This is a genomic window from Umezawaea sp. (genome assembly GCF_057122925.1).
The window spans coordinates 20,218-44,800 of the sequence record NZ_DBNGPQ010000158.1; the positions used below are offsets into that span (position 1 = coordinate 20,218).

Below are 24,583 nucleotides of genomic sequence, written 5' to 3' on the forward strand. Positions count from 1 at the left end.
CCAGGACTTCTCACCGCCGACCACCGCTCGTCACTTCGGCTCAACCCCGCGCGGTCAGCCTCGTCCGGCGCCGCCCGCGCCCACGGACGAGGAGACACGATGAAGCGCCGTTCCCTGCTGAAGGCCGCCGCCGCGGGATCAGGACTGGCCCTGCTGCCGGTGAACCTGCGCCGCGCGCTCGCGGTGGAGGCACCCGAGGGCGGGCTGGACGCCGTCGAGCACGTCGTGGTGTTCATGCAGGAGAACCGGTCGTTCGACCACTACTTCGGCACGCTGCGCGGTGTGCGCGGCTTCAACGACCCGGCCGCCATCAGGCTGCCCGGCGGCGGCTCGGTGTTCCGCCAGCCCCACGGCAGCGGGTACCTGCTGCCCTACCGCGTGGGCGACGAGTTCATGTCCGGCACGCCCCACGGCTGGGCCGACGGCCACCGCGCGTGGAACGACGGCCGCTTCGACCAGTGGGTCGCGCAGAAGGGCGTGCGCACCATGACCCACCTGGACCGCGCGGGCCTGCCGTTCTACCACGCCCTCGCCGACGCGTTCACGATCTGCGACGCCTACCACTGCTCCGAGGCCGGACCCACCAACCCCAACCGCTTCTACCTGTTCTCCGGGACCATCGGCTACGAGCCCGGCACCGCGAAGCGGGCCATCGGCAACGACGGCTGGCAGAACCCCGGCCACACCGGCTACACGTGGACCAGCTACGCCGAGCGCCTCCAGCAGGCCGGTCGGAGCTGGCGGGTCTACCAGGAGTGGGACAACTACGGCGACAACTCCCTCGACTACTTCGCCTCGTTCCTCGCCGTCGGGCGCAAGGCGCTGGCCGCCACCAGGGATTCCGCGGGCAAGCCCTACGGGAAGCTGGAGTACTTCTACTACGACGTCGCGTCGGCGTCGGCCGCCCGGCGCGAGGAGCTGCTGGCGCAGCTCGACAGGGGCGTCGCGGCGCTGTCGGCGGCCGACCGGTCGCTGTACGACCGCGGCCTGGCGCGGGAGCGCACGGGACGGCTGGCGTCGGCGTTCCGCGCCGACGTCGCGGGCGGGCGGCTGCCCGCCGTGTCGTGGGTCGTGGCCCCGGAGTCGCGGAGCGAACACCCCGACTGGGGGCCCAACACCGGGGCCGACCTGGTGAAGCAGGTGCTCGACGCGCTCGCCGCCGACCCGGAGGTGTGGCGCAAGACGGTGTTCCTGCTCAACTACGACGAGAACGACGGCTTCTTCGACCACGTCCCGCAGCCCGCGCCGCCGGTGTCCCCGTCGCAGGGCCTCTCGACCGCGCCGGTCGCCGACGAGGTCTACGACGGCTGGCCCATCGGCCTCGGCCAGCGCGTGCCGCTGCTGGTCGTGTCGCCGTGGAGCCGGGGCGGGAAGGTCTGCTCGGAGGTGTTCGACCACACCTCCGTCCTCCGGCTGCTGGAACGCTGGACCGGCGTGGCCGAACCGAACATCTCCCCGTGGCGGCGCGCGGTGTGCGGCGACCTCACCTCCGCGCTGGACCTGTCCGGCACCGGCGGCTACCCGGCGCTGCCCGCGCCCGTGCCCACCTCGGGCCCGAGGCCCACCTCACCCACCCCGCCCGAGACCCAGGTCATGCCCGTGCAGGAGCCCGGCGTGCGCCCGGCCCGACCGCTGCCCTACGTGCTGTCGGCGTCGGGACGGGTCACCGCGGAGAAGTTCTGGATCGACTTCGCCTCGGCAGGCACGGCGGGCGCGCACTTCTACGTCCACGCGGGCGCCTTCCGCACCGACGGCCCGTGGCGCTACACCGTCGGGGCGGGCCGCACGCTGACCGACTACTGGCAGGCGGGCACCCCGACCGGCGCCTACGACCTGACCGCCTCGGGCCCCAACGGTTTCCTCCGCCGCTTCGCGGGCAACCGGGTCACCGCCACGTCGGGCGGCCCGAACCCCGAGGTGACCCTCCGCTACGCCCCCGCCGACGCCCGCGTGTGGCTCACCATGACCAACACCGGCGGCGCCCCGTGCACCCTCACCGTCCGACCGGGCAACCGGGCGGGCGGCCCGTGGACCTACACCCTCGCACCCGGCGCCCGCACCGAGGACTGGTTCTCCGTCGGCGGGACGTCGGGCTGGTACGACCTGACCGCCACCGGTCCGGACGGATTCGCCCGCCGCTTCGCGGGCCACGTGGAGACCGGCGCGGAGAGCACGTCCGACCCGGTGATGGGGTCCGGGGTGCTCGCCGGGACCTCGCGGGTGGACGCCGCTGAGGTGCGCGTGGACCTCGGTGCGGCGCGGACCGTGACGGCGGTGGCCTGCGAGCCGCGGCAGGCCGGGCCGTACGAGGTGCACGTGAGCGCCGACGGCACGTCGTGGGGGAGTCCGGTGGCGACCGGCGCGTTCACCGGCGCGGTGGGCACGACGGTGCGCCTGTGGCCGGTGGGCACGCGGTACGTGCGGGTGCGGGCGGCGCTGACCGGAGCGACCGCGCTGGGCTGGTGATCACGCCGAAAGTTCCCCTGGCTCCTGGGGAAACCACTGCACCGAGTGGTCTGCCGGTCGGAATCGTCGTACCCCCGCAATAGGGTCTGCGGCACCGACCGGGCCGGGGCGTGCGCGGGGATCGGCGTTGTCCGTCCTCTGTGGATGCTCGATCGACGCGGCTCGGATCGGGGTGGTTCTCGGAGAAGTGTTCACCGATGTGGCATAGGAGCGATGTTGAGTACGTCTGCGTTCAGCCTTCCCGCCGAGTGGCAGCCGCACGTGCACGTGCGGCGTGGCGGCGGGGTGCCTGCCGGTGCCGTGGTCGAGGCCGGTGCGGTGGAGGAGGTTCGGGCGGCGCTGGCCGAGAAGCTGCCGGTGGTCGAGGAGGTGCTGGCCGAGGCGACGAGCGATCAGGAGCTGGTCGTCGCCGCCCGTGCCCACCTGGCCGGTGAGGTGTCGCCGCTGGGCGCCGCCGTGGTGGCGGTGCTGCTGGGGTCCGGGCCTCGGCTGGCGGACGCGCTGGTGGTGGAGCACGGGTTGTCGTTCGCCGCGCGGGCCGTCGTCGAGATGCGCTGCGTCGAGGTGTACCGGCCCGGCTACCCGAACACGGCGACCCACCTGCGGCGGGTGCCGATGAACAGCGACGTCGGCGTCGGGACGGCGCGGCGGTTGCGGGCGCTGCTCGCGTCGGCGTCCGAGGAGGAGCACGACGCCGCGATGCGGGCGGCCGGGTCGCACCGCACCGACCCGCGGTCGATGGTGGCCGCCGCGTACCTCTTCCCGACCAGGCGGGACTGGGTCGACGAGGCGTTCGAGGAGGCCGAACGGGTGGACCTCACCTCGTACCCGCGCTTGCTGGTGCACGCGTCGCTGATCTACTCGGCGAGCACGGTCGCCCAGGTGGAACGGGCGCTGACCCTTCGGGCCGTGGGGCGGTACCTGAGGAGCAAGGACGGGTTGTACACCCTGGTCGACGGCGTCGGCCCCGACGCGATGCCCGCTCTCGCGGTGCTGCTGGACCCGAGCCCGGAGCTGGACAGCGGCATCAGGGACCTGGTCCTGGAGACGCTGGCCGTGTTCCCGACCGCGGGCACGGTCGACGCGCTGCTGGCCCGCCTCGACGTGAAACGGGTGCTGCCCGCCGTGCTCGACCTGGCCCGCCGTCACCCCGTGGTGGCGCTGGAGCGGTTCGCCGCGTCCGAGGACGCGCGGGTCCGGCCGCTGCTGGAGCGCCACCTCAAGGGCCACCCCGACCTGGCCGACCGCGTCGACCTCCCCGAGGCCGCTCGGGCGGTCCTGGAGACCATGGTGGTCCTGGACGTGGCGCCCGCGGACGCGCTGCCCACCGTGCTCGTGGATCCGCCGTGGGTGGTGGAGGCCGTGCCCGTGGAACCGCTGGTGGTCACGGGGCTCAAGGCGGTGGACCACCAGGCGGTGGAGTGGGAGCCCGATGAGCGGGACCGGTACGCGGGCACGGGCAACAGCCACTACGACACCGTCGACTGGGCTCCGACTATCGAGGAGTTCCGGGCTGGCGGTCTCTACAGCGTCCGCCAGGTCAACCTGTTCATGCACGGACCGGTGGAGGAGCTCCGCCCGCTGCTGCCCGGCTGGGACGTCGGGGCGCTGTCCCTCGGCGCCTACCACGGCAAGTGGCTCCTGGCCCGCTTCGGGGCCGACGCGATCCCGAGCGCGCTGACCATCGCGACGCTGGCGCGGGAGGACAAGGGCGAGGTGGTGGCGCCGGTGGTGTCGCTGAAGACGGCCCGGCTGGTCGCGAAGTGGCTGGTGAAGCTCAAGTCCGCCAAGGAGTTCGCCCCGACGTGGCTCCGACGGCACGCCGAGCGCGCGGCCCGGTTCCTGGTGCCCGACGCGGTGGGCAAGCCGGGTGCGGCCCGCCAGGCGGCGGAGGCGGCGCTGCGCGTCATCCCGGAGCAGGCCAGGGCCGCGGCGCGCGAGTACGGGCCCGAGGCCGAGAAGGCCGTCGAGGCCGTGCTCGCGACCGTGCCGCCGGTGGTGGCGCCGAAGTTCGGCGAGTGGCTCGTCCCGGTCGTGCTGCCCCCGGTCCTGCTGCGCGGGACGGAGCTGGCGCTGTCCGCGGAAGCCGTCGGCAACCTGCTCGTCCTGCTGGCGTTGAGCACGCCGGACGACGGGCACGCCGAGGTGAAGGCCGTGCGCGAGGCGTTCGACGAGGCATCGCTGGCGCGGTTCTCGTGGGAGCTGTTCGAGCTGTGGCGGACGAACGGGATGCCCGCCAAGGAGGGGTGGGTGCTGACGTCGCTCGGGCTGCTGGGCGACGACGGGACGGCACGGGCGTTGGAGCCGCTCATCCGCGCGTGGCCGGGGGAGGCGCAGCACGCGCGGGCGGTGGTCGGGCTGGACGTGCTGGCCGAGATCGGCACCGACACGGCGTTGGGCGTGCTCAACAGCATCGCGCAGCGGGTGAGGTTCGACGGGATCAAGTACCGGGCGCGGGAGAAGATCGAGGAGGTCGCCGCCGGGATGGGGCTGACCGCCGAGGAGCTGAGCGACCGGCTGGTGCCGGACTTCGACCTGGACGACGCGTCGACGACGACGGTCGACTACGGCACGCGGCGGTTCACGATCGGGTTCGACGAGCAGCTCAAGCCGTTCGTGCTGGACGAGACGGGCAGGCGGCTCAAGGCCCTGCCGAAGCCGGGCGCGAAGGACGACCCCGAGGTGGCGCCCGCGGAGCACAAGCGGTTCGGGCAGCTGAAGAAGGACGTGCGGACGATCGCGGGCGACCAGGTCGTCAGGCTGGAGCGGTCGATGGTGGCGGAACGCCGGTGGCCCGCGGCCGAGTTCCGGTCGCTGCTGGTCGCGCACCCGTTGCTGCGGCACCTGGTCCGGCGGCTGGTGTGGGTGACGGACGCCGGGAGTTCGTTCCGGGTGGCCGAGGACGGGTCGTTCGCGGACGTGCGCGACGACACCTTCGCCCTGCCGGACGACGCCCTCGTCGGGGTGGCGCACCCGGTGCACCTGGGCGACGCCGTGGCGGCGTGGGCGGAGGTGTTCGCCGACTACGAGATCCTGCAACCGTTCGCCCAGCTCGGGCGCCCGGTGCACCGGTTCACCGAGGCCGAGCTGTCGTCGCGTGAACTGGACAGGGTCAAGGGCCTCCAGGTGGAGGCGGGCAGGCTGTTGCGGCTGACCAAGGGCGAGTGGGAGCGCGGCACGCCGATGGACGCCGGGATCGAGAACGAGATCACCCGTCCGCTGCCCGGCCGCGGCTCGATCGAGGTCCTCCTGGATCCGGGGCTGGTGATCGGTGAGCCGCACGAGTCCGGACCGCAGCTCCTGCGCGAGGTCCGCCTGATCGGGAGCGCGCGCACCTTCGCCGAACTCGACCCGGTCACCGCGTCGGAGGTGCTGGCCGAACTGGCCACCCTGACGGACTGACCCGTGCCACCGGGACGCGGTGCGCCCACCCGCGGGCGCACCGCGTCCCGGTGGCGTCGAGCGAACCCGCGACCCGGTCGAGCCCTCGGATGAGCGCGGTCGAGCACGGTGATCCCGGTGCGGTGTCGGTCGTCCGTCGCGGGAACGGCGTGAGGTGGCGGGAGCTGGTACCACTCCGCCGAGGAGCACGGCCGAGCCCCCGGCCGGTTGGGCCGGTGACCCGCTGGGCGGCCGGGGACGACCCGGCCGCCCAGCGCCGTCACGAGCAGGCGCGGGTGAACGTCGTGATCGTCCCGGCGGAGTCGTCGTGCACCGCGACCACCCCGTCGTCGGTGATCACGGGCCTGCCGAAGGTGCCGTCCTGGTTGGCCACGAGGGTGTCCGCGAGCACGCCGCCGTCCCAGACGCCCAGCGCGTACCCCTTGTCGGCGGTCCGGTACGTGCCCACCGTGAGGGTGCCGGAGTCGACCACCGTCTCCGTGGCGCGCACCCCGAGCCTGCGGACCACCTGCCCGTCGAGGTCCCACTCCACGGTCGTGTACGCGCGGTTCTCGTACAGCTCACCGGAGACGCGGCCGTTGCGGAAGGCGTCGACGTAGGTGGTCCGCACCGCGAGCCTCGTCAGAGCGCCGTCGGGGTGGCGCACGAAGTGGGCGGTCTCGGCGCCCTCCGCGAACAGCAGGATCCGGCCCTGCTCGTCGACGTCGATCGGACTCACGTAGGAGTAGAGGGCCGGGTCGGGGTTGACCACCACCGGCGTGCCGGGAGTGGCGGCGGGCCACAGGACGAGGTCGAAGGTGTCCCCGATCCCGCTCGCCATGCCGACCACGTCACCCGCGTCGTTGATGGCCTTGCCCCAGGACGTCCGGTAGCCCGACGGCGTCGGCAGCCGCTCGAACCGGCCGCCGCGGTGGACGAAGGCGCCGTCGCGGAAGGTCTCCACGTACGTGTACCCGACCGCCACCCCCGAGGAGTTCACGTCCGTCAGCTGCGTCTGCCTGCCGAGGGCCTGACCGAGGTTCTCGACCTGGCCACCGTGCCAGCGGACCGCGTCGGTCGTGGACCCGCTGCCGACGAACCAGCCGCCGTTCGCCGCCCCCGTCACGTAGCCGCGGGTGCTCCCGGCGGGCAGCGGCAGCGCGCCCCGCGTCCACGTGCACCCCGCCGCGGCCGCGGTCCCCGTGACGGCCGTCGTCAGACCCGCGACCGCCAGTGCGACGGCCAGCACCGCTTTCCCCCTGCGCTTCATCGTCTCCCCCTCGAACGGTGCTTCGCCCCACGACCGGGGCGGAGCCAGGGTCGACGCTACCGCTCCACGCTCGTCCACCAGCGGGAATCGGAATTGTCGGACCCCCGCGACGAGGTCCGCGCGGACCGACCCCGTCACACCGTCCGGTTGAGCCCGTGGACGATCGCCGTGGCCTGCTCGACCACACCGGTGATCAGCTCCTCGCACGTCGGCAGGTCGTCGAGCAGCCCGACGACCTGCCCGGACGCGAGCACGCCCGCGTCGGTGCGCCCGTCGACCAACCCTGACCGCAGCAGCATCGGCGTGTTCGCGGCCATCACGACCTGCGACCAGCGCAGGTCCCGGCCGTGCCTCATCGCCAGGCCCTCGCGGACCATCGCGGGCCAGGACAGCCCGGTGTGCGCGCGGAACCTGGCCGCGTTGGCGAGCGCCCGCAGCAGCCCGCCGACGCGGCCGGAGCGCTCCAGCCGGTCGACGAGGTCCGTGCGCAGCACCCGGTGCGGCAGGCCGTCGACCCGCGTCGTCACGACCGTTCCGTCCAGGCCGCGCTCCAGGTACGCCCGCTTCACCGCGTCCGGGACCGTGCTCTCCCTGGTCAGCAGGAACCGCGTGCCCATGGCGACGCCCGCCGCGCCGTAGGCGAGCGCCGCGGCCAGACCCCGGCCGTCGAAGAACCCGCCCGCCGCGACCACCGGGATGTCCACGGCGTCGACCACGGACGGCAGCAGCAACGTCGTGGCCACGCCGCCGGTGTGCCCGCCGCCCTCACCGCCCTGCACGATCACGGCGTGGGCGCCCCAGGCGGCGACCTTCTCGGCGTGCCTGGCCGCCCCGACGGACGGGATGACGACCACCCCCGCGTCGGCCAGCCTGGCGATCAGCTCCGGCTCGGGGGCGAGCGCGAACGAGGCGACCCGGACCCCGTGGCGGATCAGCAGGTCGACCCGGTCCGCCGCGTCGACCGCGTCCGCGCGCAGGTTCACGCCGAACGGGTGCGCGGTGCGCCCCCTGGTCTCCGCGATGGCGGCGTCGAGTTCCCGCAGCCCCATCGTGGCCGACGCGAGGATGCCCAGCCCGCCCGCCTCGGCCGTCGCGGCGACCAGGCGGGGCCCGGCCACCCAGCCCATCCCGGTCTGCACCACCGGGTGCCGCACGCCGACCAGCTCGGTGAACGCGGTCCTCACGACGGCACCTCCCGCTCCCGCGCGCCGCCGGGGTCGAGCACGGTGCGCAGCAGCTCCAGCTCCACGTCCGTCGGCCGCCTGGTCTCCTCCACCTCGTCGTGCTCCAGCGGGAACGAGGTCAGGCGCAGCACGTCGGCCACCTCCACGCCGGGGTGCACGGACACCAGCCGCATCGAGCGGTCCGGGGTGTCGAAGTCGAGGACGGCGAGGTTCGTGACGACCTGGTGCACGTCGTGGAACGGGCCCACGGCGTGGTCGTGGCCGACGCCCGACACCACGTCCACGGCGTCGACGAACACGCGGGGGCCGTGCCGGGGGACCCAGTAGCTCGTGCGGTGGTTGGCGGTGTTGCCGGGCGCGCCGCGGAACCCGAGGAGCTGGCGGGTGGGCTTGGCGTGGTCGCCGATGCAGGAGATGTTCTGGTTGCCGTGGCGGTCGATCTGGTTCGCGCCCATCACGACGTGCCTGCGGCCGTGCGCCACGACGTCGAACACGCGCCGGTACGGCAGCCAGCCCTCCACCGCGGACTCCGGGTCGAGCAGGAACGCCTCGCCGTCGGACAGCAGCAGGTCGGGCTCGGACGTCAGCCTGGCCAGCCGGGCGCCGAGCGACGGCAGCAGGCCCATGGGGCTGGCCAGGACCTCGCCCGCACCGAGGAACAGGTCCGCGCACGCCACCGCGCAGACCTCCGCCCTGGTGGCCGTCACAGCGCCGCCCCCAGGTAGTCGGCCTCGGTGCCGGACAGGTACCGGTCGACGAAGCCCGGCCAGCGCTCCGGATCGGCGGCCGACTCGGCGTAGAGCCGCTGGAACGCCTCGTCGCGGCCGTAGTCCGGCACGCAGCTGGTGAAGTGGGCGCCGTTCGGCGTCTCCACGACCCCGTCGACCATCATCCGGTTCAGCAGCAGCGACTGCACCGGTCCGGAGGCGGTCAGGTCGCGGGTCTCGACGATCCGCTCGCACGACACGTACCGGCGGCGCGCGGCCAGGCAGAACAGGTCGTCGAAGTACGGGTCGGGGCCGAGGTACTGGGCGTTGCCGTGCCGGTCGGCGCGGTTGAGGTGGACGAGCGCGGCGTCCAGGCGCAGCGCGGGCATCGCGACCAGCTCCTCACCGTCGTAGGGGGAGCGGACCGTGCGGAGTTCGGGAGCCAGCCGCAGCACGTCCGAACCGAGCCCGGCCCTGATGGGCAGGAACGGCAGCCGGTGGCCCGCCGCCCGCAGGCCGCACTGGAACATCCCCTCGTCGAGTTCCAGCACGTCGATCCCGCCCGTCTCGCGGACCCGGCGGAACCACGGGTCGTAGGCGATCGTGTCGAGCGAGACGAACCCGTAGACGAGCTTGCGGACCTTGCCCGCCGCGCAGAGCAGGCCCACGTCGGGGCCGCCGTAGGAGACGACCGTCAGGTCCCGCAGCGGTGACCGCAGGAGGGCGCGGACCAGGGCCATCGGTTTGCGCCGCGACCCCCAGCCCCCGATGCCGACGGTCATGCCGTCGGCCAGTTCGGCGACGACCTCGTCGGCCGTCATCCGCTTGTCCCGCATGGGTTCCTCCCGCTGTCAGCGAGCCTTGCCGTCCAGGAACGCCCGTCGCGCCTCGTCCGCCGCGCCGGTGAGGTCGAGTTCGTAGGTGAAGCCCTGCTCGAACCGGTAGTCGCGGCGCACGGGCTGCGCGTCGATGCCGTTGATCGCCTCCTTGGCGCGGCGGATGACCCTGGTGTCCTTCCTCGCGATCTCCCGCGCCAGCGCGAGCGCCGCCGCGTCCAGCTCCTCGCGGGGGACGACCTGGTACACGCCGCCGTGGTGGTGCAGCTCGGCCGCGCCGATCGAGCGGGCCGTGTAGTAGAGCGCGCGCATCAGGTGCTGCGGCACCAGCCTGGACAGGTGGGTCGCCGCGCCCAGCGCCCCGCGGTCCACCTCCGGCAGGCCGAACGTGGCGTCGTCCGACGCGACCACCACGTCGGCGTTGCCGACCAGCCCGATGCCGCCGCCCAGGCAGAAGCCGTGCACGGCGGCGATGACCGGCACCGCGCAGTCGTAGACCGCGCCGAACGCCGCGGCGCACCCCCGGTTGACGGCCAGGACCGCCTGGCGGTCCTCGGACCGCTGGATCTCCTTGATGTCCACGCCCGCGCAGAACCCCCGACCCTGCGCCCTCAGCACGACCACGTGCGTGGCGGGGTCGTCGCCCGCGTCGCGCACGGCGTCGGCCAGCGCGAACCAGCCCCCGGACGGCACGGCGTTGACCGGGGGGAAGTCGAGGGTGACGACGGTGACGCCGCCTTCGGTGTGGCTGCTGGAGATTCCCATCGCGCCGCCTTCCGAACCAAGCGATTGCTTGGTAACTTACCAGTGCTCGGGCGGCCGGGATAGGGTCGGAGGTGCGCGTGGGGTTCGACCTCGACGGAGCGGTGGTCCTGGTCACCGGTGGGGTTCGCGGTGTCGGCGCCGGGATCAGCCGGGCGTTCCTGAAGGCCGGGGCCGTGGTCGTCGCGTGCGCCCGGCGGGCTCCGGACGCGGCCGTGCCCGGCGTCGAGTTCCTGCCCTGCGACGTGCGCGACCCCGAGTTGGTGCGGCGGCTGGTGGCGGAGGTCGTGGAGCGGCACGCGCGGTTGGACGTGGTGGTGAACAACGCGGGCGGGGCGCCGTTCGCGCTGGCGGCCGACGCCTCACCCGCGTTCCACCGGAAGGTCGTCGAGCTGAACCTGGTCGCTCCGCTGCTGGTGTCGCAGGTCGCCAACGAGGTGATGCAGAGGCAGGAGAGCGGTGGCAGCATCGTGATGGTGGGCAGCGTCAGCGGTCGGCGGCCGTCGCCCGGCACCGCCGCGTACGGGGCGGCCAAGGCCGGGCTGGACGGCCTCGCGGCCAGTCTCGCGGTCGAGTGGGCACCGAAGGTCAGGGTGAACTCCCTGGCCGTCGGGATGGTGCGCACCGAGTCGTCGCACCTGCACTACGGCGACGCCGCCGGGGTCGCCGCCGTGGGGCGGACCGTGCCGCTGGGCAGGCTCGCCGAGCCGGACGAGGTGGGCGGGTGCGCGGTGTTCCTGGCCTCGCCGTCGGCGTCCTACGTGACCGGGGCCAGCCTCCTGGTGCACGGCGGGGGAGAGGTGCCCGCGTACCTCGGGGCGGCGGCGACATGAGCCTGTGCGCCGATCGGGTCGTGGTCGTCACCGGGGCCGGGCGGGGGATCGGCCGCGCCCACGCGCTCGCGTTCGCCGCGGCCGGGGCGCGGGTGGTGGTCAACGACGTGTCCGCCGAGGCCGCGCACGCCGTGGCGGCGGAGATCGGGTCCCGCGCGGTCGTCAACACCGACGACGTCGCGGACTGGGACGGCGCGGGCAGGCTCGTGCGCACGGCCCTGGAGTCGTTCGGCGGGCTCGACGTGCTGGTCAACAACGCCGGGTTCCTGCGCGACCGGATGCTGGTCACGATGTCCGAGCAGGAGTGGGACGACGTGGTGCGCGTGCACCTCAAGGGGCACTTCGCACCGCTGCGCCACGCCGCCGCGTACTGGCGCGCCGTGGCCAAGGCGGGCGGCGCGGTGGACGGGCGCGTGGTGAACACCAGTTCCGGGGCCGGGCTGCTGGGCAGCGTGGGGCAGGGGAACTACTCGGCGGCCAAGGCGGGCATCGCGGGCCTGACCCTGGTGGCCGCCGCCGAACTGGGGCGGTACGGCGTGACCGTGAACGCCATCGCCCCGGCCGCCCGCACCCGGATGACGGAGTCGACGTTCGCCTCGACCATGGCCGCGCCCGAGAGCGGGTTCGACGCGATGGCGCCGGAGAACGTGGCACCGCTGGTGGTGTGGCTGGGGAGCGCGGAGTCCGCGGACGTGACCGGGCGGGTGTTCGAGGTCGACGGCGGCCGGATAGCGGTGGCCCAGGGGTGGCGGCACGGGCCCGAGGTCGACAAGGGAGCCCGCTGGGAGCCCGCCGAACTGGGACCGGTGGTCCGGCGGCTGCTGAGCGGGCAGACGGCCGAGCCGGTCTACGGCGCCTGACCCGCGACGCCCAGGGGACCGACCGGCGTGAACCCGTGGCCGGGGCGTCGGCGGTGCTTGGCCCGAGACGCCTGCGGAGTCGGCCGGCGTGAACCTGTGGCCGGGGCGTCGGCGGTGCTTGGCTCGCGGTGCCTGCGGAGTCGGCCGGCGTGAACCCGTGGCCGGGGCGGCCTGCGGCGCCTGGCCTGCGACACCCGACGAGCCGACCGGGCAGGGGTCAGAGGCGTTCGATGATCGTGCCGGTGGAGAGGGCCCCTCCCGCGCACATCGTGATCAGCGCCGTGGTCGCGTCCCTGCGCTCCAGCTCGTGCAGCGCCGTGGTGATCAGCCGGGTCCCGGTGCTGCCCACCGGGTGCCCCAGCGCTATCGCGCCGCCGTTCACGTTCACCCGGTCGAGGTCCGGCTTGTGCACGGCCGTCCAGGACAGCACGACCGACGCGAACGCCTCGTTGACCTCGAAGAGGTCCAGGTCACCGATCTTCATGCCGCTGCGCTCCAGCACGCGGGAGGTGGCGGCGATCGGTCCGTCCAGGTGGTAGTACGGCTCCGCGCCCACCAGGCACTGGGCGACGATCCGCGCCCTCGGGCGCAGCCCGTGCGCCCTGGCCCAGTCCTCGTCGACCAGCAGCACGGCCGACGCGCCGTCGGAGATCTGCGAGGACGTGCCCGCCGTGTGCACGCCGTCCTCCAGGACGGGCTTGAGCGAGGCCAGCGACTCCAGCCGGGTCTCCCGCAGTCCCTGGTCGCGGTCGACCGTGCCGCCGTCCACCTCCACGGGCACCACCTCGCGGGTGAACCGGCCCTCCTCCCACGCCCGCGCCGCCCTCACCTGCGAGCGCACGCCGAACCGGTCGACCTCCTCGCGGCCGAGCCCCCGCCGGACGGCGATCCGCTCCGCCGCCACGAACTGGTTCGGCAGGTCGATCGACCAGCTGTCCGGCCGCGGCTTCCCGGCGTCGCCGCCGGTGTTGCTGCGCAGCGGGACCCGGCTCATCGCCTCCACGCCGCAGGCCACGCCGACGTCGATGGCGCCCGCGGCGATGAGGCCCGCGACCAGGTGGGTCGACTGCTGCGCGGAGCCGCACTGGCAGTCGACGGTCGTGCACCCCGTCCCCCGCGGCAGGCCCGCGTGCAGCCAGGCCGTCCTGGTGATGTTGTTGGACTGTTCACCCGCCTGGGTGACGGTGCCGCCGATGACCTGCTCGACCACGTCCGCGTCCACCCCCGCACGGGTGACGACGGCGCGCTGGGCCGCGCCCAGGAGTTCGGCGGCGTGCAGACCGGCGAGCCATCCGCCACGCTTGCCGATGGGGGTGCGAACCGCCTCCACGATCACCGGATGACCCACGTCGAACTCCTCTCGCCGCGCCACGCTGAAGTTAGAACACGTTCTTGATCTGGGCAAGGATGCCCCGTTGAGGGCTTCAATATCGCAGGTGGCTGTGCTTGAATCGAATAGAACGTGTTACATATCTGGGTGTAGGAGGTAGCTGTGACCGGACCCCGCATACCCGCAGGCTTCGACTTCACCGACCCCGATATGTACGCGACCCGGATCCCGGTGGAGGAGTTCGCCGAGCTGAGGCGGACCGCGCCGGTGTGGTGGAACCCCCAGCCCACCGACCGGGGCGGCTTCGACGACGACGGCTACTGGGTCGTGTCGCGGCACGCGGAGGTCAAGGAGGTGTCGCGCAACAGCGACCTCTACTCCAGCTGGGAGAACACCGCGATCATCCGGTTCGAGGACGGCATGACGCGCGACCGGATCGAGATGCAGCGGCTGGTGCTGCTGAACATGGACCCGCCCGTGCACACGAAGCTGCGCGGCATCGTGTCGCGCGGGTTCACCCCCAGGGCGATCGGCAACCTGCGCGACGCGCTCAACGCCAGGGCGGGCCGGATCGTCGAGACCGCGCTGGCCAAGGGCAGCGGCGACTTCGTCACGGACGTCGCCTGCGAGCTGCCGCTCCAGGCCATCGCGGAGCTGATCGGCATCCCGCAGACCGACCGGCGCAAGATCTTCGACTGGTCGAACGAGATGATCTCCTACGACGACCCCGAGTACGACCGCGACCCGATGGCCGCCGCCACCGAGCTGCTCGGCTACGCCTGGACGATGGCGGAGGACCGCAGGGGCTGCCCGATGGACGACATCGTGACCAAGCTCGTCCAGGCCGACGTGGACGGGGTCGGGCTCGCCTCCGACGAGTTCGGCTTCTTCGTGCTGCTGCTGGCCGTCGCGGGCAACGAGACCACGCGCAACGCCATCACGCACGGCATGAAGGCGTTCCTGGACCACCCCGACCAGTGGGAGCTGTTCAAGGCCGAGCGCCCCAAGACCGCCGCCGACGAGGTCGTGCGCTTCGCGACGCCGGTGATGTCGTTCCAGCGCACGGCTTTGGCCGACACCGAACTCGGCGGCGTGCCGATCCGGAAGGGTCAGCGGGTGGGCCTGTTCTACAGCTCCGCCAACTTCGACGAGACCGTGTTCGACCACCCCGAGCGCTTCGACATCACCCGCGACCCGAACCCGCACCTGGGGTTCGGCGGCAGCGGCGCGCACTTCTGCCTCGGCGCCAACCTCGCCCGGCTGGAGATCGACCTCATCTTCAACGCGATCGCGGACCACATGCCGGACATCCGCCAGGCCGCCGAGCCGCGCAGGCTGCGGTCCGGGTGGCTCAACGGGATCAAGGAGTTCCAGGTCCACTACTCGTGACGCGCGGAGGAACGGCCCGGTGCCCGCTCGGGGCGCCGGGCCGTTCCCGCGTCCGGGGTCAGACCTGCCGGATCGTGGCCATCGCGCGGTCGACCTCCCAGAACGCGCGCATCGACCGGATCAGGCCGTCGGGACCCACCCGGTAGACGAACACCCCGTCGGTGTCGATCCGGCTGCCACCGGGCAGGAACGCGCTGATCGTGCCGACGTTCGCGACCTCGTGGCCGGTGGCGAACGAGTCGTGGACGGCGAACTCGAACCGCTCGGCCAGCGCGATGGCGAGGTCCCAGAACGCCGAGAGGCCCTCCCGGCCGTGGTGGCCCTTGCCCTCCGGGTCGAACATCGACGGGCCCACCGGGTCCTCCACCACGGCGTCGTCGGCGAACAGCGCCAGCCACTCGTCCTTGGCCCCCTTGACCACCGCTTCCATCGACCGCCACGACGCGGTGCGCGCCGGGTGCTCGACCTCCGATGCGGTCCAGGTGATCGCGTCCACCAACATGCCGCCCACTCCTCACATCCGGCTGATGACCTCGTCGGCGAACCGCCGCAGGCCGTCCTTCTTCGCCGCCAGCGCGCCGTCGAACCCCACGCCGTAGAACAGCCAGGGGACGACGATCGCGTCCGTCACGCCGATCTCGGCCTGCTGCCGGTAGCCGTCGAGGCCGAACCGGTCGATGCAGACGGCCTGGATCTCGTACGGCTCGTCGGCGCGCCCGTACTCGGTCCGCAGCACGGCCAGCTTGTCGATCACGGACCGGAGGTCGTCGAACTTGATCATCGCCGACGTCCAGCCGTCGCCGACCCGCGCCGCCCGGCGCAGCGCCACGGGGGTGTGGCCGCCGACGTAGAACGGCACCGGGTCCGCGGGCGCCGGGCTCATCCGCAGCCGGTCGAAGTCGAAGAACTCCCCGTGGTGCTCGACCATGCCGCCGCCGAGCACGAGCTTCAGCACCTCGATCATCTCGTCGGCCCGCCTGCCGCGGCCCTCGTAGGGCGCGCCGCACCACTCGAACTCCTCCGGCGCCCACCCGATCCCGACGCCGAGCCCGAAGCGGCCACCGGTCAGGTTCGCCACCGAGCCGACCTGGCGGGCCAGCAGCAGCGGGTTGCGCGACCCGAGCTTGAGCACCTGGGTGTAGAAGCGGATCCGCTCGGTGACCGCGCCCATCGCCGCGGCGGCCACCATCGGGTCGACCCAGGGCGTCTCCTCGTTCCACATCCGCGAGCCGTCCGGCGTGTACGGGTACTCGGCGGACACCTTCTCCGAGAAGAACAGGGAGTCCGGCAGCGCCACCGAGTCGTAGCCGCACTCCTCGGCCGTCCTGGCCAGCTCGGTCAACTGGTCCAGCGGACTCATCGCGATGCCCACGCTGAACTTCATCGCACACCTGCCCTCTCCGAGCCGACGACCCACATCGCGAAGAACTGGGAACCGCCGCCGTAGGCGTGCCCCAGCGCCGTGCGCGCCCCGTCGACCTGGTGGTCGCCCGCGCGGCCCATCACCTGCCTCGCCGCCTCGGCGAACCGGAGCATCCCGGACGCGCCGATCGGGTTCGACGACAGCACGCCACCGCTCGGGTTCACCGGGAGCCGTCCGCCGATCTCGGTCTCGCCCGCCTCGGTGAGCTTCCAGCCCTGGCCCTCGTCGGTGAACCCGAGGTTCTCCAGCCACATCGGCTCGAACCAGGAGAACGGCACGTAGATCTCGGCGACGTCCACCTGCGCCAGCGGGTTGGTGATCCCGGCCTGCTTCCACAGCGCCGCGGCGGCGTCCCGGCCCGCCCGTGGGTTGACCTGGTCGCGCCCGGCGAACGTCGTCGGCTCGGTGCGCAGGGCCGTGGCGTGGATCCACGCCGCCGCACCGCTGGTCGGCTCGTCGGACAGGACGATCGCGCACGCGCCGTCCGACGACGGGCACGTCTCGTCGTAGCGGATCGGGTCCCACAGCATCTTCGACGCCCGCACCGACTCCAGCGTGATGTCCGGCTGGCGCAGGTGCGCGTGCGGGTTGCGGGAGCCGTTGCGCCGGTCCTTCACCGCGACCATCGCGCCGACGTGCTCCGGCGCGCCGGAGCGGCGGATGTAGGAGCGCACGTGCGGCGCGAAGTAGCCGCCCGCTCCCGCGTGCACCGGCATGGTGAACGGGATCGGCACGGACAGCGCCCACATCGCGTTGGACTCCGACTGCTTCTCGAACGCCACGGCCAGCACCCGCCGGTGCACCCCGGCCTGCACGAGGCTCGCCGCCACGTTCGCCGTGGTGCCGCCGACGGAGCCCGCGGTGTGCACGCGCAGCAGCGGTTTCCCGCCCGCGCCCAGCGCGTCCGCCAGGAACAGCTCGGGCATCATCACGCCCTCGAACAGGTCCGGCGCCTTGCCGACCACGACGGCGTCGATGTCGCCCCAGTCCACGCCCGCGTCGGCCATCGCGCGGTCGACGGCCTCGCGGCACAGCCCGGCCATGGACACGTCCAGTCGCTTCGCGGCGTGGTGGGTCTGGCCGGTGCCGACCACGGCCGCCTGCTGCCCGGCCATCAGTCCCGTCCCTCCATCACGCAGACCAGGTTCTGCTGGAGCAGCGGTCCGCTGGTGGCGTGCCCCAGCACGCGTTCGGCCTCCCCGTCCAGCACCCGCCGCGCGGCCTCGCCGATCCGCGCCAGTCCGGCGGCGAACATCGGGTTGCCGACGAGCGTGCCGCCCGAGGGGTTGACCCTGACCTCGTCGCCGAGCCCGAGCGCTTGGCGCAGCAGGATCTCCTGGTGGCTGAACGGCGCGTGCAGCTCCGCCACCGCGACCCCGTCGGCGCCCGCGGCCTTCCCCGCCGCCACGGTGGACGGCGAGGTGGTGAGGTCGCGCCCGCCCAGGCTCGGCGAGTCGACCCGGTGGTCGATGCCGGTGATCCACGCCGGTCGCTCGCACAGCTCGCGGGCCCGGTCGCCGGACGCCAGCACGATCGTCGCCGCCCCGTCGGTGATCGGGGCGCAGTCGTGCGCCCGCAGCGGGTCCGCCAGGTAGGGCGCGGCGAGCAGGTCGTCGACGTCGACCTCGCCGGAGAACTGGGCCAGGGGGTTCGCCCGCGCGTCCGACCGGCTGCGGGCGGCGACCTCGGCCATGGCGCGCTCGCTCCACAGCCCGCCCTCGATGCCCAGCCTGGCCTGGATGCCCGCCAACCCGATCGAGTCGGGCCACAGCGGCGTCACCAGGTAGGGGTCGAGCTGGAGGGCCAGCACCCGGCGCAGGTGTCCGGCGGAGGACTTGCCGAAGCCGTAGACCAGCGCGGTGTCGACCTCGCCGGTGAGGATCTTCACCCACGCCTCGTAGAGCGCCCAGGCGGCGTCCATCTCCACGTGCGACTCGACGATCGGCGGGAACGCGCCGATCGCGTCCACCGCGGACACGAACGAGAACGCCCGCCCCGCCAGGTAGTCCGACGACCCCGAGCACCAGAACCCGATGTCCGGTGTGGACAGTCCGAGCCCGCCCAGCACCTCCTGGAAGATCGGCACCAGCATCTCGACACCGTTGGTGGTTCCGGTCGTCCTGCGCACGCAGGGCGTCTGGGCGAAGCCGACGACCGCGACGTCCGGCATGGGCCGACCTCCTCTCGTCACAGGTGCTGCGAATAGGTGTCGTACGGCGCGTCCGGCTCGCCGGTGGGGCGGAAGTGGTCGATGTTCTGCAACGTCGGCCCCCACTCCTCCCTCGGTTTCCACACGGCCTCGACGCGCATCCCCATCCGCACCTCGTCGGCGGCGCAGCCGAGCACGAGGTGCAGGAACGCGATGTCCGCGCCGTCCAGCAGCACGTAGGCCGCCACGTACGGCGGCGTGATCCGCTGCCCGAGGAACGGCACGTTGACGATGCAGAAGGTCGTCACCGTCCCGCGGTCGGTCAGCTCCACCTCGTCGGTGGTCGGCACGCCGTCGGTCGGGCACGCGGGCCTGGGCGGCAGGTAGACCTTGCCGCAGGCCGGGCAGCGCTGGCCGAGCAGCCTGCCCTCGGCCAGGCCGCGCAGGAAGGAGCTCTCCTCCGCCGACGCGGTGTGCCGGTAGTGCAGCCGCACCGGGCTGGTGATCATGGTGACCGGCTCGCCGTCGTCGGCCAGCGGCTCCGGCGCCGGTTCGTCGGACGGTTCGAAGCACGCGATGTCCGTGACGGCCCCGACCCGCTCCTCCGCCCACCGCACCCGGACGCGCATCCCCGTCCGCATCCGGTCGGGCGACCCGGCGTCCACGGCGTGCAGCAGCGCGGTGTCCGCCCCGTCGAGCTGGACCAGCGCCCAGGCGAACGGCCGGTCGAGCGGCTGGCCCTCCAGCGGTTCGGCCGCCCACGACCAGCTCCGCACGACACCGGTCGACGCCACGTCGACCACCTCGGTCAGGGGTTCGGCGGTCACCGGGTCGTACTCGGCGGGCGGTACGTGCACGCGCCCGTCCGAGCCGCGCACACCGGTCACCCGCCGCTGCCGGAGCGCCGTCATGAACCGGCCCAGCGTGGGGCCGAGCGAGCGCGTGTAGTCGAAGCCAACCTCTAGTGGAGCGCTGAGCGGCTTGGTCACGAATCAAAGTGAAACAGGTTCTCGATTTCGTGGCAAGATGCCAGGTGACCGAGGAGGTTCGGCATGAGGGTGGGGCTACAGCTCGGGTACTGGGGCGCGCAGCCCCCCGGTGACGCGGCGGCGTTGGTGAAGGCGGCCGAGGAGGCCGGTTTCGACGCGGTGTTCGCCGCGGAGGCCTGGGGGTCGGACGCGTTCACGCCGCTCGCCTGGTGGGGGTCGTCCACCTCGCGGGTGCGGCTGGGCACGTCCGTGGTGCAGATGTCGGCGCGCACGCCCGCGGCCTGCGCGATGCACGCGCTGACCCTGGACCACCTGTCCGGCGGCCGGTTCGTGCTCGGTCTCGGCGTGTCCGGGCCGCAGGTCGTCGAGGGCTGGTACGGGGCGCCGTTCGGCAAGCCCCTGGCCAGGACCAGGGAGTACGTGTCGATCATCCGGCAGGTGCTCGCGCGCGAGCGGCCGGTGAGCAACGCGGGCCCGCACTACCCGTTGCCCTACCAGGGGCCCGGCGCACTCGGGCTCGGCAAGCCGCTGCGGCCCATCACCCACCCGCTGCGCGCCGACCTGCCGATCTGGCTCGGCGCCGAGGGTCCGCGCAACGTCGCGCTCGCCGCCGAGATCGCCGACGGCTGGCTCGCGATCTACTACGCGCCCAGGCTCGCCCCGATGTACGACGAGTGGCTCGCGGAGGGGTTCGCGAAGCCCGGCGCGCGGCGGACCAGGCGGGACTTCGAGATCGCCGCCACGTGCCAGGTCGTGGTGACCGACGACCCGGTCGGCGTCCGGGCGCGGATCAAGCCCGTGATGGCGCTCTACCTGGGCGGGATGGGCGCGCCGGGGATGAACTTCCACGCGGAGCTGTTCTCCCGCATGGGGTACCGCGAGGTGGTCGACGACGTCGGGCGGCTGTTCGCGGCAGGCCGCAAGGAGGAGGCGGCGCTGGCGGTGCCGGACGAGCTGATCGCCGAGATCTCGATCGTCGGCACGGCCGAGCAGGTGCGAGCCGACCTCGCCGGGTGGAGCGCGGCCGGGGTGTCGACGGTGATCGTGGGCTGCCGCGACGTGGCGTCGATCCAGGCCGTCGCGGACGCTTGCCAACTAGTGAAACACGTTCTAATTTGAGGTGAGGTAGCCGCGAGGACGGGAGTGCTCACGTGACCTCCGAGGGACTGTGGAACATCGCCGCGGCGGACCCCGACCGGTGCGCGCTGGTCGACCCCGCGGGCCGCGGGACCACCTACCGCGACCTGGCGGCGACCGCCGACCGGTACGGGCGCGGGTTGCAGGCCATGGGGCTGCGACCGGGCGACAGCGTCGTGCTGATGCTCCCCAACAGCGCCGAGCTGGTCGCGGTCTACTTCGCCGCGGTGCAGACCGGCCTGTACGTCGTCATGGTCAACTGGCACCTCGTCGGCCCCGAGGTCGCCTACCTCGTGCGGGACAGCGGCGCCAAGGCGTTCGTCGCGCACGAGCGGTTCGCCGACGTCGCGGCCGACGCCGCCGCGCGGGCCGAACTCGCGCCGGACGCGTGCTTCGCCGTCGGCGACGTCCCCGGCTTCCGGCCGTTGAGCGAGCTGGGGGAGGGCGAACCGGCGATCCGCCCCGACGTCCGCACCACGGGGTCGCCGATGCTCTACACCTCGGGCACCACCGGCCGCCCCAAGGGCGTGCGCAGGCCGCTGACCGGAGCCGACCCCGACGTGGTCCCGCCGTCGGCCGCCTGGTTCTTCGGCATCTTCGGCCTCAAGCCGTTCGACTCGCACGTGCACCTGTGCGGGTCGCCGATGTACCACACGGCGGTGCTGAACTTCGTCGTCATCTCGATCCAGCTCGGGCACACCGCGGTCCTGATGGACCACTGGGACCCCGAGGAGATGCTGCGGCTGATCGAGCGCCACCGCGTGACCCACAGCCACATGGTGCCGACCCAGTTCCACCGCCTGCTGGCCCTGCCCGACGACGTCCGGTCCCGCTACGACCTCTCGTCGCTGCGCGTGATGATCCACGGCGCGGCCCCGTGCCCGATCGAGGTCAAGCGCCGGATGCTCGACTGGTGGGGGCCGGTCGTGACCGAGTACTACGCGGCCACCGAGGGCGGCGGCACCGCGATCAGCGCCGAGGAGTGGCTGCGCAAACCGGGGTCGGTCGGCCTGCCGTGGCCGTCGTCGGTGGTCCAGATCTTCGACGAGGACGGCAACGAGCTGCCCGCCGGTGAGCGCGGCCTGGTCTACATGCGGATGGGCACGGCCACCTTCGAGTACCACCGGGACGAGGAGAAGACCCGCTCCTCGCGGCTGGGCGACCTGTTCACGCTGGGGGACGTCGGGTACCTCGATGAGGACGGCTACCTGTTCCTCTGCGACCGCAAGAGCGACCTGATCATCTCCGGTGGGGTCAACATCTACCCGGCCGAGATCGAGGGCGAGCTGGCGTGCCACCCCGAGGTCGCCGACGTCGCGGTGTTCGGCGTGCCGCACCCGGACTGGGGCGAGGAGATCAAGGCCGTCGTCCAGCCCGTGCGGCCCGGTGCCGAGTTCACCGAGGACCTGCTCGCGTTCGCGGCGCGGCGGCTGGCGAAGTTCAAGCTGCCGCGCACCGTCGACTACGTCGAGGAGCTGCCGCGCGACCCCAACGGCAAGCTGTACAAGCGCAGGCTGCGCGACCCGTACTGGACGAAGACCCGTGGCCGCGACCGGGTCAGGATGACGCGGGCCGAGGTCGACGGGTTCCTCCTGGAGCAGCGCACGCTGGTCGTCGCGAGCCTGGGCAGGTCCGGGGTGCCGCACCTCGCGCCCATGTGGTTCGCGGTGCTGGACGGCGACATCGTGTTCTGCACCGACCGCTCCTCGCAGAAGGTCGTGAACCTGCGCCGCGACCCCAGGATGAGCGCGCTGGTCGAGGCCGGCGAGGCGTACGAGGAGCTGCGCGGAGTGTTCCTGGAGGGCACGGCCGAGGTCTCCGACGACCCGGCCGACGTGGCCCGCGTCGTGGACGCCGTCGTGGCCCGCACCATCGGCCCGGTCGACGACGCGAGCGGCGAGGGGGTGCGCCGCGCGATGGCCAAGCGCGTGGCGGTGACCTTCCGGCCGACCCGCGTCGCGAGCTGGGACCACCGCAAGGCCTTCCCCGCCACCACGTCACCGGAGCGCTGACCCGTGCCCCCACCCGAAGGACCGCCCACCCGCCGCCAGGTCCTCGCCGGGGCGGGCCTCACGCTGGCCGCCTGCCTGGTCGGCGGCGTCCCCGCCGACGCGAGCGCCGAGGTCGACGCGAGCGCCCCGCCGCTGGGGGAGTACGACGTGGTCGTCGTCGGTTCCGGCGCGGCCGGGATGACCGCCGCGCTGACGGCCGCGAAGCGCGGGCTGAGCTGCGTGGTGGTCGAGAAGGCCGCGACCTTCGGCGGTTCGGCCGCGAGGTCCGGCGCGGGCATCTGGGTCCCCAACAACGAGGTGCTGCTGGCGGCGGGCGTTCCGGACACCCCGCAGAAGGCGAGCGCCTACCTCGCCGCCGTGGTCGGCGCGGGCGTGCCCGCCGCGCGCAGGCAGGCCTTCCTGGCCCACGGTCCGGCCATGATCTCGTTCGTCGTCCGCAACAGCCCGCTGCGGTTCCGGTGGATGGAGGGCTACAGCGACTACTACCCGGAACTGCCGGGAGGCCTGCCGAACGGCCGGTCGATCGAACCGGACCAGTTGGACGGCAACGTCCTCGGCTCGGAGCTGGCGAACCTGAACCCGCCGTACCTGGCGACGCCCGCGGGCATGGTGGTGTTCGGCGCCGACTACAAGTGGCTGGCCCTGTCCCTGGTGAACGCCAAGGGGCTCGCGGTCGCGACGGCGGCGCTGGCCAGGGGGACCAGGGCGGCGCTGCTGGGCCAGAAACCCCTCACGATGGGGCAGGCGCTGGCGGGCGGCCTGCGCGCGGGCCTGATGGCCGCGAACGTCCCGGTCTGGCTCAACACCCCGTTGGTGGACCTGAACGTCGAGGGCGGCGCGGTCACCGGTGTGGTGGTGCGCAAGGACGGCGCCCAGGGCCTGATCAGGGCCAGGCGGGGCGTCATCGTGGGCTCCGGCGGGTTCGAGCACAACGCGGCCATGCGCGCCCAGTACCAGCGGCAGCCGATCGGAACCCAGTGGTCGGTGGGCGCCAGGGAGAACACCGGCGACGGCCACCGCGCGGGCGAGCGCGCGGGCGCGGCCCTGGACCTGATGGACGACGCGTGGTGGGGCCCGGCGATCCCCACCCCCGACTCGCCCTACTTCTGCCTCGCCGAACGCACCCTGCCCGGCGGCCTGATCATCGACCAGGCGGGGCAGCGCTACGTCAACGAGGCCGCCCCGTACGGCGACGTCGTGCACGTCATGTACGACCGGAACCCCGCCACCCCGTGCATCCCGTCGTGGCTGGTCGTCGACCAGAACTACCGCAACCGCTACCTGTTCGCCGACATCGCGCCCACCCTGCCGCTGCCGGACTCCTGGTACCGGTCGGGTGCGGTGGTGAAGAACTGGAGCCTGGAGGGTCTGGCCACGGCGATCGGCGTCCCGCCTGCCGCGATGAAGGCCACGGTGAGCAGGTTCAACGGGTTCGCGAGAACGGGCCAGGACACCGACTTCCGCCGCGGCGACAGCGCCTACGACCACTACTACACCGACCCCGCCGTGATCCCCAACTCCTGCCTGGCACCGCTGTGGGCGCCGCCGTACTACGCGTTCAAGATCGTCCCCGGCGACCTGGGCACGAAGGGCGGGATGCGCACGGACGCCCGCGCACGGGTGCTGCGGCCGGACGACACGGTGATCCCCGGCCTGTACGCGGCGGGCAACGCCAGCGCCGCCGTCATGGGCCGCAGCTACGCGGGCGCGGGCTCGACCATCGGTCCGGCCATGACCTTCGGGTACGTCGCGGCGAACGACATCGCGGATCGTTCTGCGGGGTGAGTGTTCGGCGTGTGGTTCTGGTGCGGTCGAGAGGGAGTTCCAGCGTGGTCGGCCGCGACCGCGAGTTCCG

The 24,583-nt window shown here is 73.1% G+C and carries 19 protein-coding genes; 8 read left to right on the forward strand and 11 right to left on the reverse strand.

The genetic code is table 11. The annotated features are described in order from the left end of the window. Positions 1-99: 99 nt before the first annotated feature. Together AC156L_RS35895 and AC156L_RS35900 are read left to right on the forward strand one after the other, a co-directional pair. Positions 100-2,466 carry a phosphocholine-specific phospholipase C gene (locus AC156L_RS35895; protein WP_330877636.1) on the forward strand — a complete coding sequence of 789 codons (2,367 nt, stop codon included), beginning with the start codon at positions 100-102 and terminating at the stop codon, positions 2,464-2,466. A gap of 213 nt (positions 2,467-2,679) precedes the next feature. Beyond that, positions 2,680-5,868 carry a DUF4132 domain-containing protein gene (locus AC156L_RS35900; RefSeq protein ID WP_330877637.1) on the forward strand — a complete coding sequence of 1,063 codons (3,189 nt, stop codon included), beginning with the start codon at positions 2,680-2,682 and terminating at the stop codon, positions 5,866-5,868. Between the two features lie 259 nt (positions 5,869-6,127). Here AC156L_RS35900 and AC156L_RS35905 read toward each other — a convergent pair whose 3' ends face one another. From AC156L_RS35905 to AC156L_RS35925, 5 genes are all read right to left on the reverse strand, one after another. Further along, complete coding sequence (locus AC156L_RS35905) at positions 6,128-7,117, reverse strand: hypothetical protein (RefSeq protein WP_330877638.1); 990 nt, start codon at positions 7,115-7,117, stop codon at positions 6,128-6,130. 134 nt (positions 7,118-7,251) lie between these two features. Next, a complete protein-coding gene (locus tag AC156L_RS35910; protein ID WP_330877639.1) occupies positions 7,252-8,301 on the reverse strand; it encodes an NAD(P)H-dependent flavin oxidoreductase in 1,050 nt (349 codons plus the stop codon). Further along, positions 8,298-9,008 (reverse strand): CoA-transferase subunit beta, encoded by a 711-nt coding sequence (locus AC156L_RS35915; RefSeq protein WP_330877640.1) that lies wholly within the window; start codon positions 9,006-9,008, stop codon positions 8,298-8,300. Before AC156L_RS35915 ends, AC156L_RS35910 begins: the two co-directional genes overlap by 4 nt. Beyond that, entirely contained in the window at positions 9,005-9,844 is an 840-nt protein-coding gene (locus AC156L_RS35920) for a CoA transferase subunit A (protein ID WP_330877641.1), read from the reverse strand. The genes AC156L_RS35915 and AC156L_RS35920 overlap by 4 nt, the downstream gene beginning before the upstream one ends. 15 nt (positions 9,845-9,859) lie before the next feature. Next, on the reverse strand, positions 9,860-10,609 hold the full coding sequence (locus AC156L_RS35925; protein ID WP_330877642.1) for an enoyl-CoA hydratase family protein: 750 nt from the start codon (positions 10,607-10,609) through the stop codon (positions 9,860-9,862). Positions 10,610-10,686: 77 nt separating this feature from the next. On the opposite strand from AC156L_RS35925, the gene AC156L_RS35930 reads away from it, so the two are divergent. Together AC156L_RS35930 and AC156L_RS35935 are read left to right on the forward strand one after the other, a co-directional pair. After that, entirely contained in the window at positions 10,687-11,439 is a 753-nt protein-coding gene (locus tag AC156L_RS35930) for an SDR family oxidoreductase (protein WP_414719964.1), read from the forward strand. Continuing rightward, positions 11,436-12,299, forward strand: a complete 864-nt coding sequence (locus tag AC156L_RS35935) for an SDR family oxidoreductase (protein ID WP_330877644.1) — start codon at positions 11,436-11,438, stop codon at positions 12,297-12,299. Before AC156L_RS35930 ends, AC156L_RS35935 begins: the two co-directional genes overlap by 4 nt. A gap of 217 nt (positions 12,300-12,516) precedes the next feature. Here AC156L_RS35935 and AC156L_RS35940 read toward each other — a convergent pair whose 3' ends face one another. Then, positions 12,517-13,647: a steroid 3-ketoacyl-CoA thiolase gene (locus tag AC156L_RS35940; protein ID WP_330877645.1), complete on the reverse strand. Its 1,131-nt coding sequence runs from the start codon at positions 13,645-13,647 to the stop codon at positions 12,517-12,519. A gap of 144 nt (positions 13,648-13,791) precedes the next feature. Between AC156L_RS35940 and AC156L_RS35945 the strand changes: the two genes are divergently transcribed. Then, complete coding sequence (locus AC156L_RS35945) at positions 13,792-15,018, forward strand: cytochrome P450 (protein ID WP_330877646.1); 1,227 nt, start codon at positions 13,792-13,794, stop codon at positions 15,016-15,018. Positions 15,019-15,076: 58 nt separating this feature from the next. Here AC156L_RS35945 and AC156L_RS35950 read toward each other — a convergent pair whose 3' ends face one another. From AC156L_RS35950 to AC156L_RS35970, 5 genes are read right to left on the reverse strand one after another with little or no spacing between them, the layout of a single operon-like run. Continuing rightward, positions 15,077-15,520: a nuclear transport factor 2 family protein gene (locus AC156L_RS35950; RefSeq protein ID WP_330877647.1), complete on the reverse strand. Its 444-nt coding sequence runs from the start codon at positions 15,518-15,520 to the stop codon at positions 15,077-15,079. A 12-nt stretch (positions 15,521-15,532) separates the two neighbouring features. Further along, positions 15,533-16,402, reverse strand: a complete 870-nt coding sequence (locus tag AC156L_RS35955) for a TIGR03619 family F420-dependent LLM class oxidoreductase (RefSeq protein ID WP_330877648.1) — start codon at positions 16,400-16,402, stop codon at positions 15,533-15,535. Then, the gene (locus tag AC156L_RS35960; RefSeq protein WP_330877649.1) at positions 16,399-17,556 is read right to left on the reverse strand and encodes a thiolase domain-containing protein; all 1,158 of its coding nucleotides are present in this window, start codon (positions 17,554-17,556) and stop codon (positions 16,399-16,401) included. The genes AC156L_RS35955 and AC156L_RS35960 overlap by 4 nt, the downstream gene beginning before the upstream one ends. Then, entirely contained in the window at positions 17,556-18,611 is a 1,056-nt protein-coding gene (locus AC156L_RS35965; RefSeq protein WP_330877650.1) for a thiolase domain-containing protein, read from the reverse strand. Before AC156L_RS35965 ends, AC156L_RS35960 begins: the two co-directional genes overlap by 1 nt. 17 nt (positions 18,612-18,628) lie before the next feature. Then, on the reverse strand, positions 18,629-19,579 hold the full coding sequence (locus AC156L_RS35970; RefSeq protein WP_330877651.1) for a Zn-ribbon domain-containing OB-fold protein: 951 nt from the start codon (positions 19,577-19,579) through the stop codon (positions 18,629-18,631). A gap of 63 nt (positions 19,580-19,642) precedes the next feature. Between AC156L_RS35970 and AC156L_RS35975 the strand changes: the two genes are divergently transcribed. The 3 genes from AC156L_RS35975 (at position 19,643) to kstD (ending at position 24,513) form a co-directional block, all read left to right on the forward strand. Further along, a complete protein-coding gene (locus AC156L_RS35975; RefSeq protein ID WP_330877652.1) occupies positions 19,643-20,698 on the forward strand; it encodes an LLM class F420-dependent oxidoreductase in 1,056 nt (351 codons plus the stop codon). A gap of 32 nt (positions 20,699-20,730) precedes the next feature. Further along, positions 20,731-22,728, forward strand: a complete 1,998-nt coding sequence (locus AC156L_RS35980; RefSeq protein WP_330877653.1) for an AMP-binding protein — start codon at positions 20,731-20,733, stop codon at positions 22,726-22,728. A gap of 75 nt (positions 22,729-22,803) precedes the next feature. Beyond that, the gene (gene kstD, locus AC156L_RS35985) at positions 22,804-24,513 is read left to right on the forward strand and encodes a 3-oxosteroid 1-dehydrogenase (protein WP_330877684.1); all 1,710 of its coding nucleotides are present in this window, start codon (positions 22,804-22,806) and stop codon (positions 24,511-24,513) included. Positions 24,514-24,583: the final 70 nt, after the last annotated feature.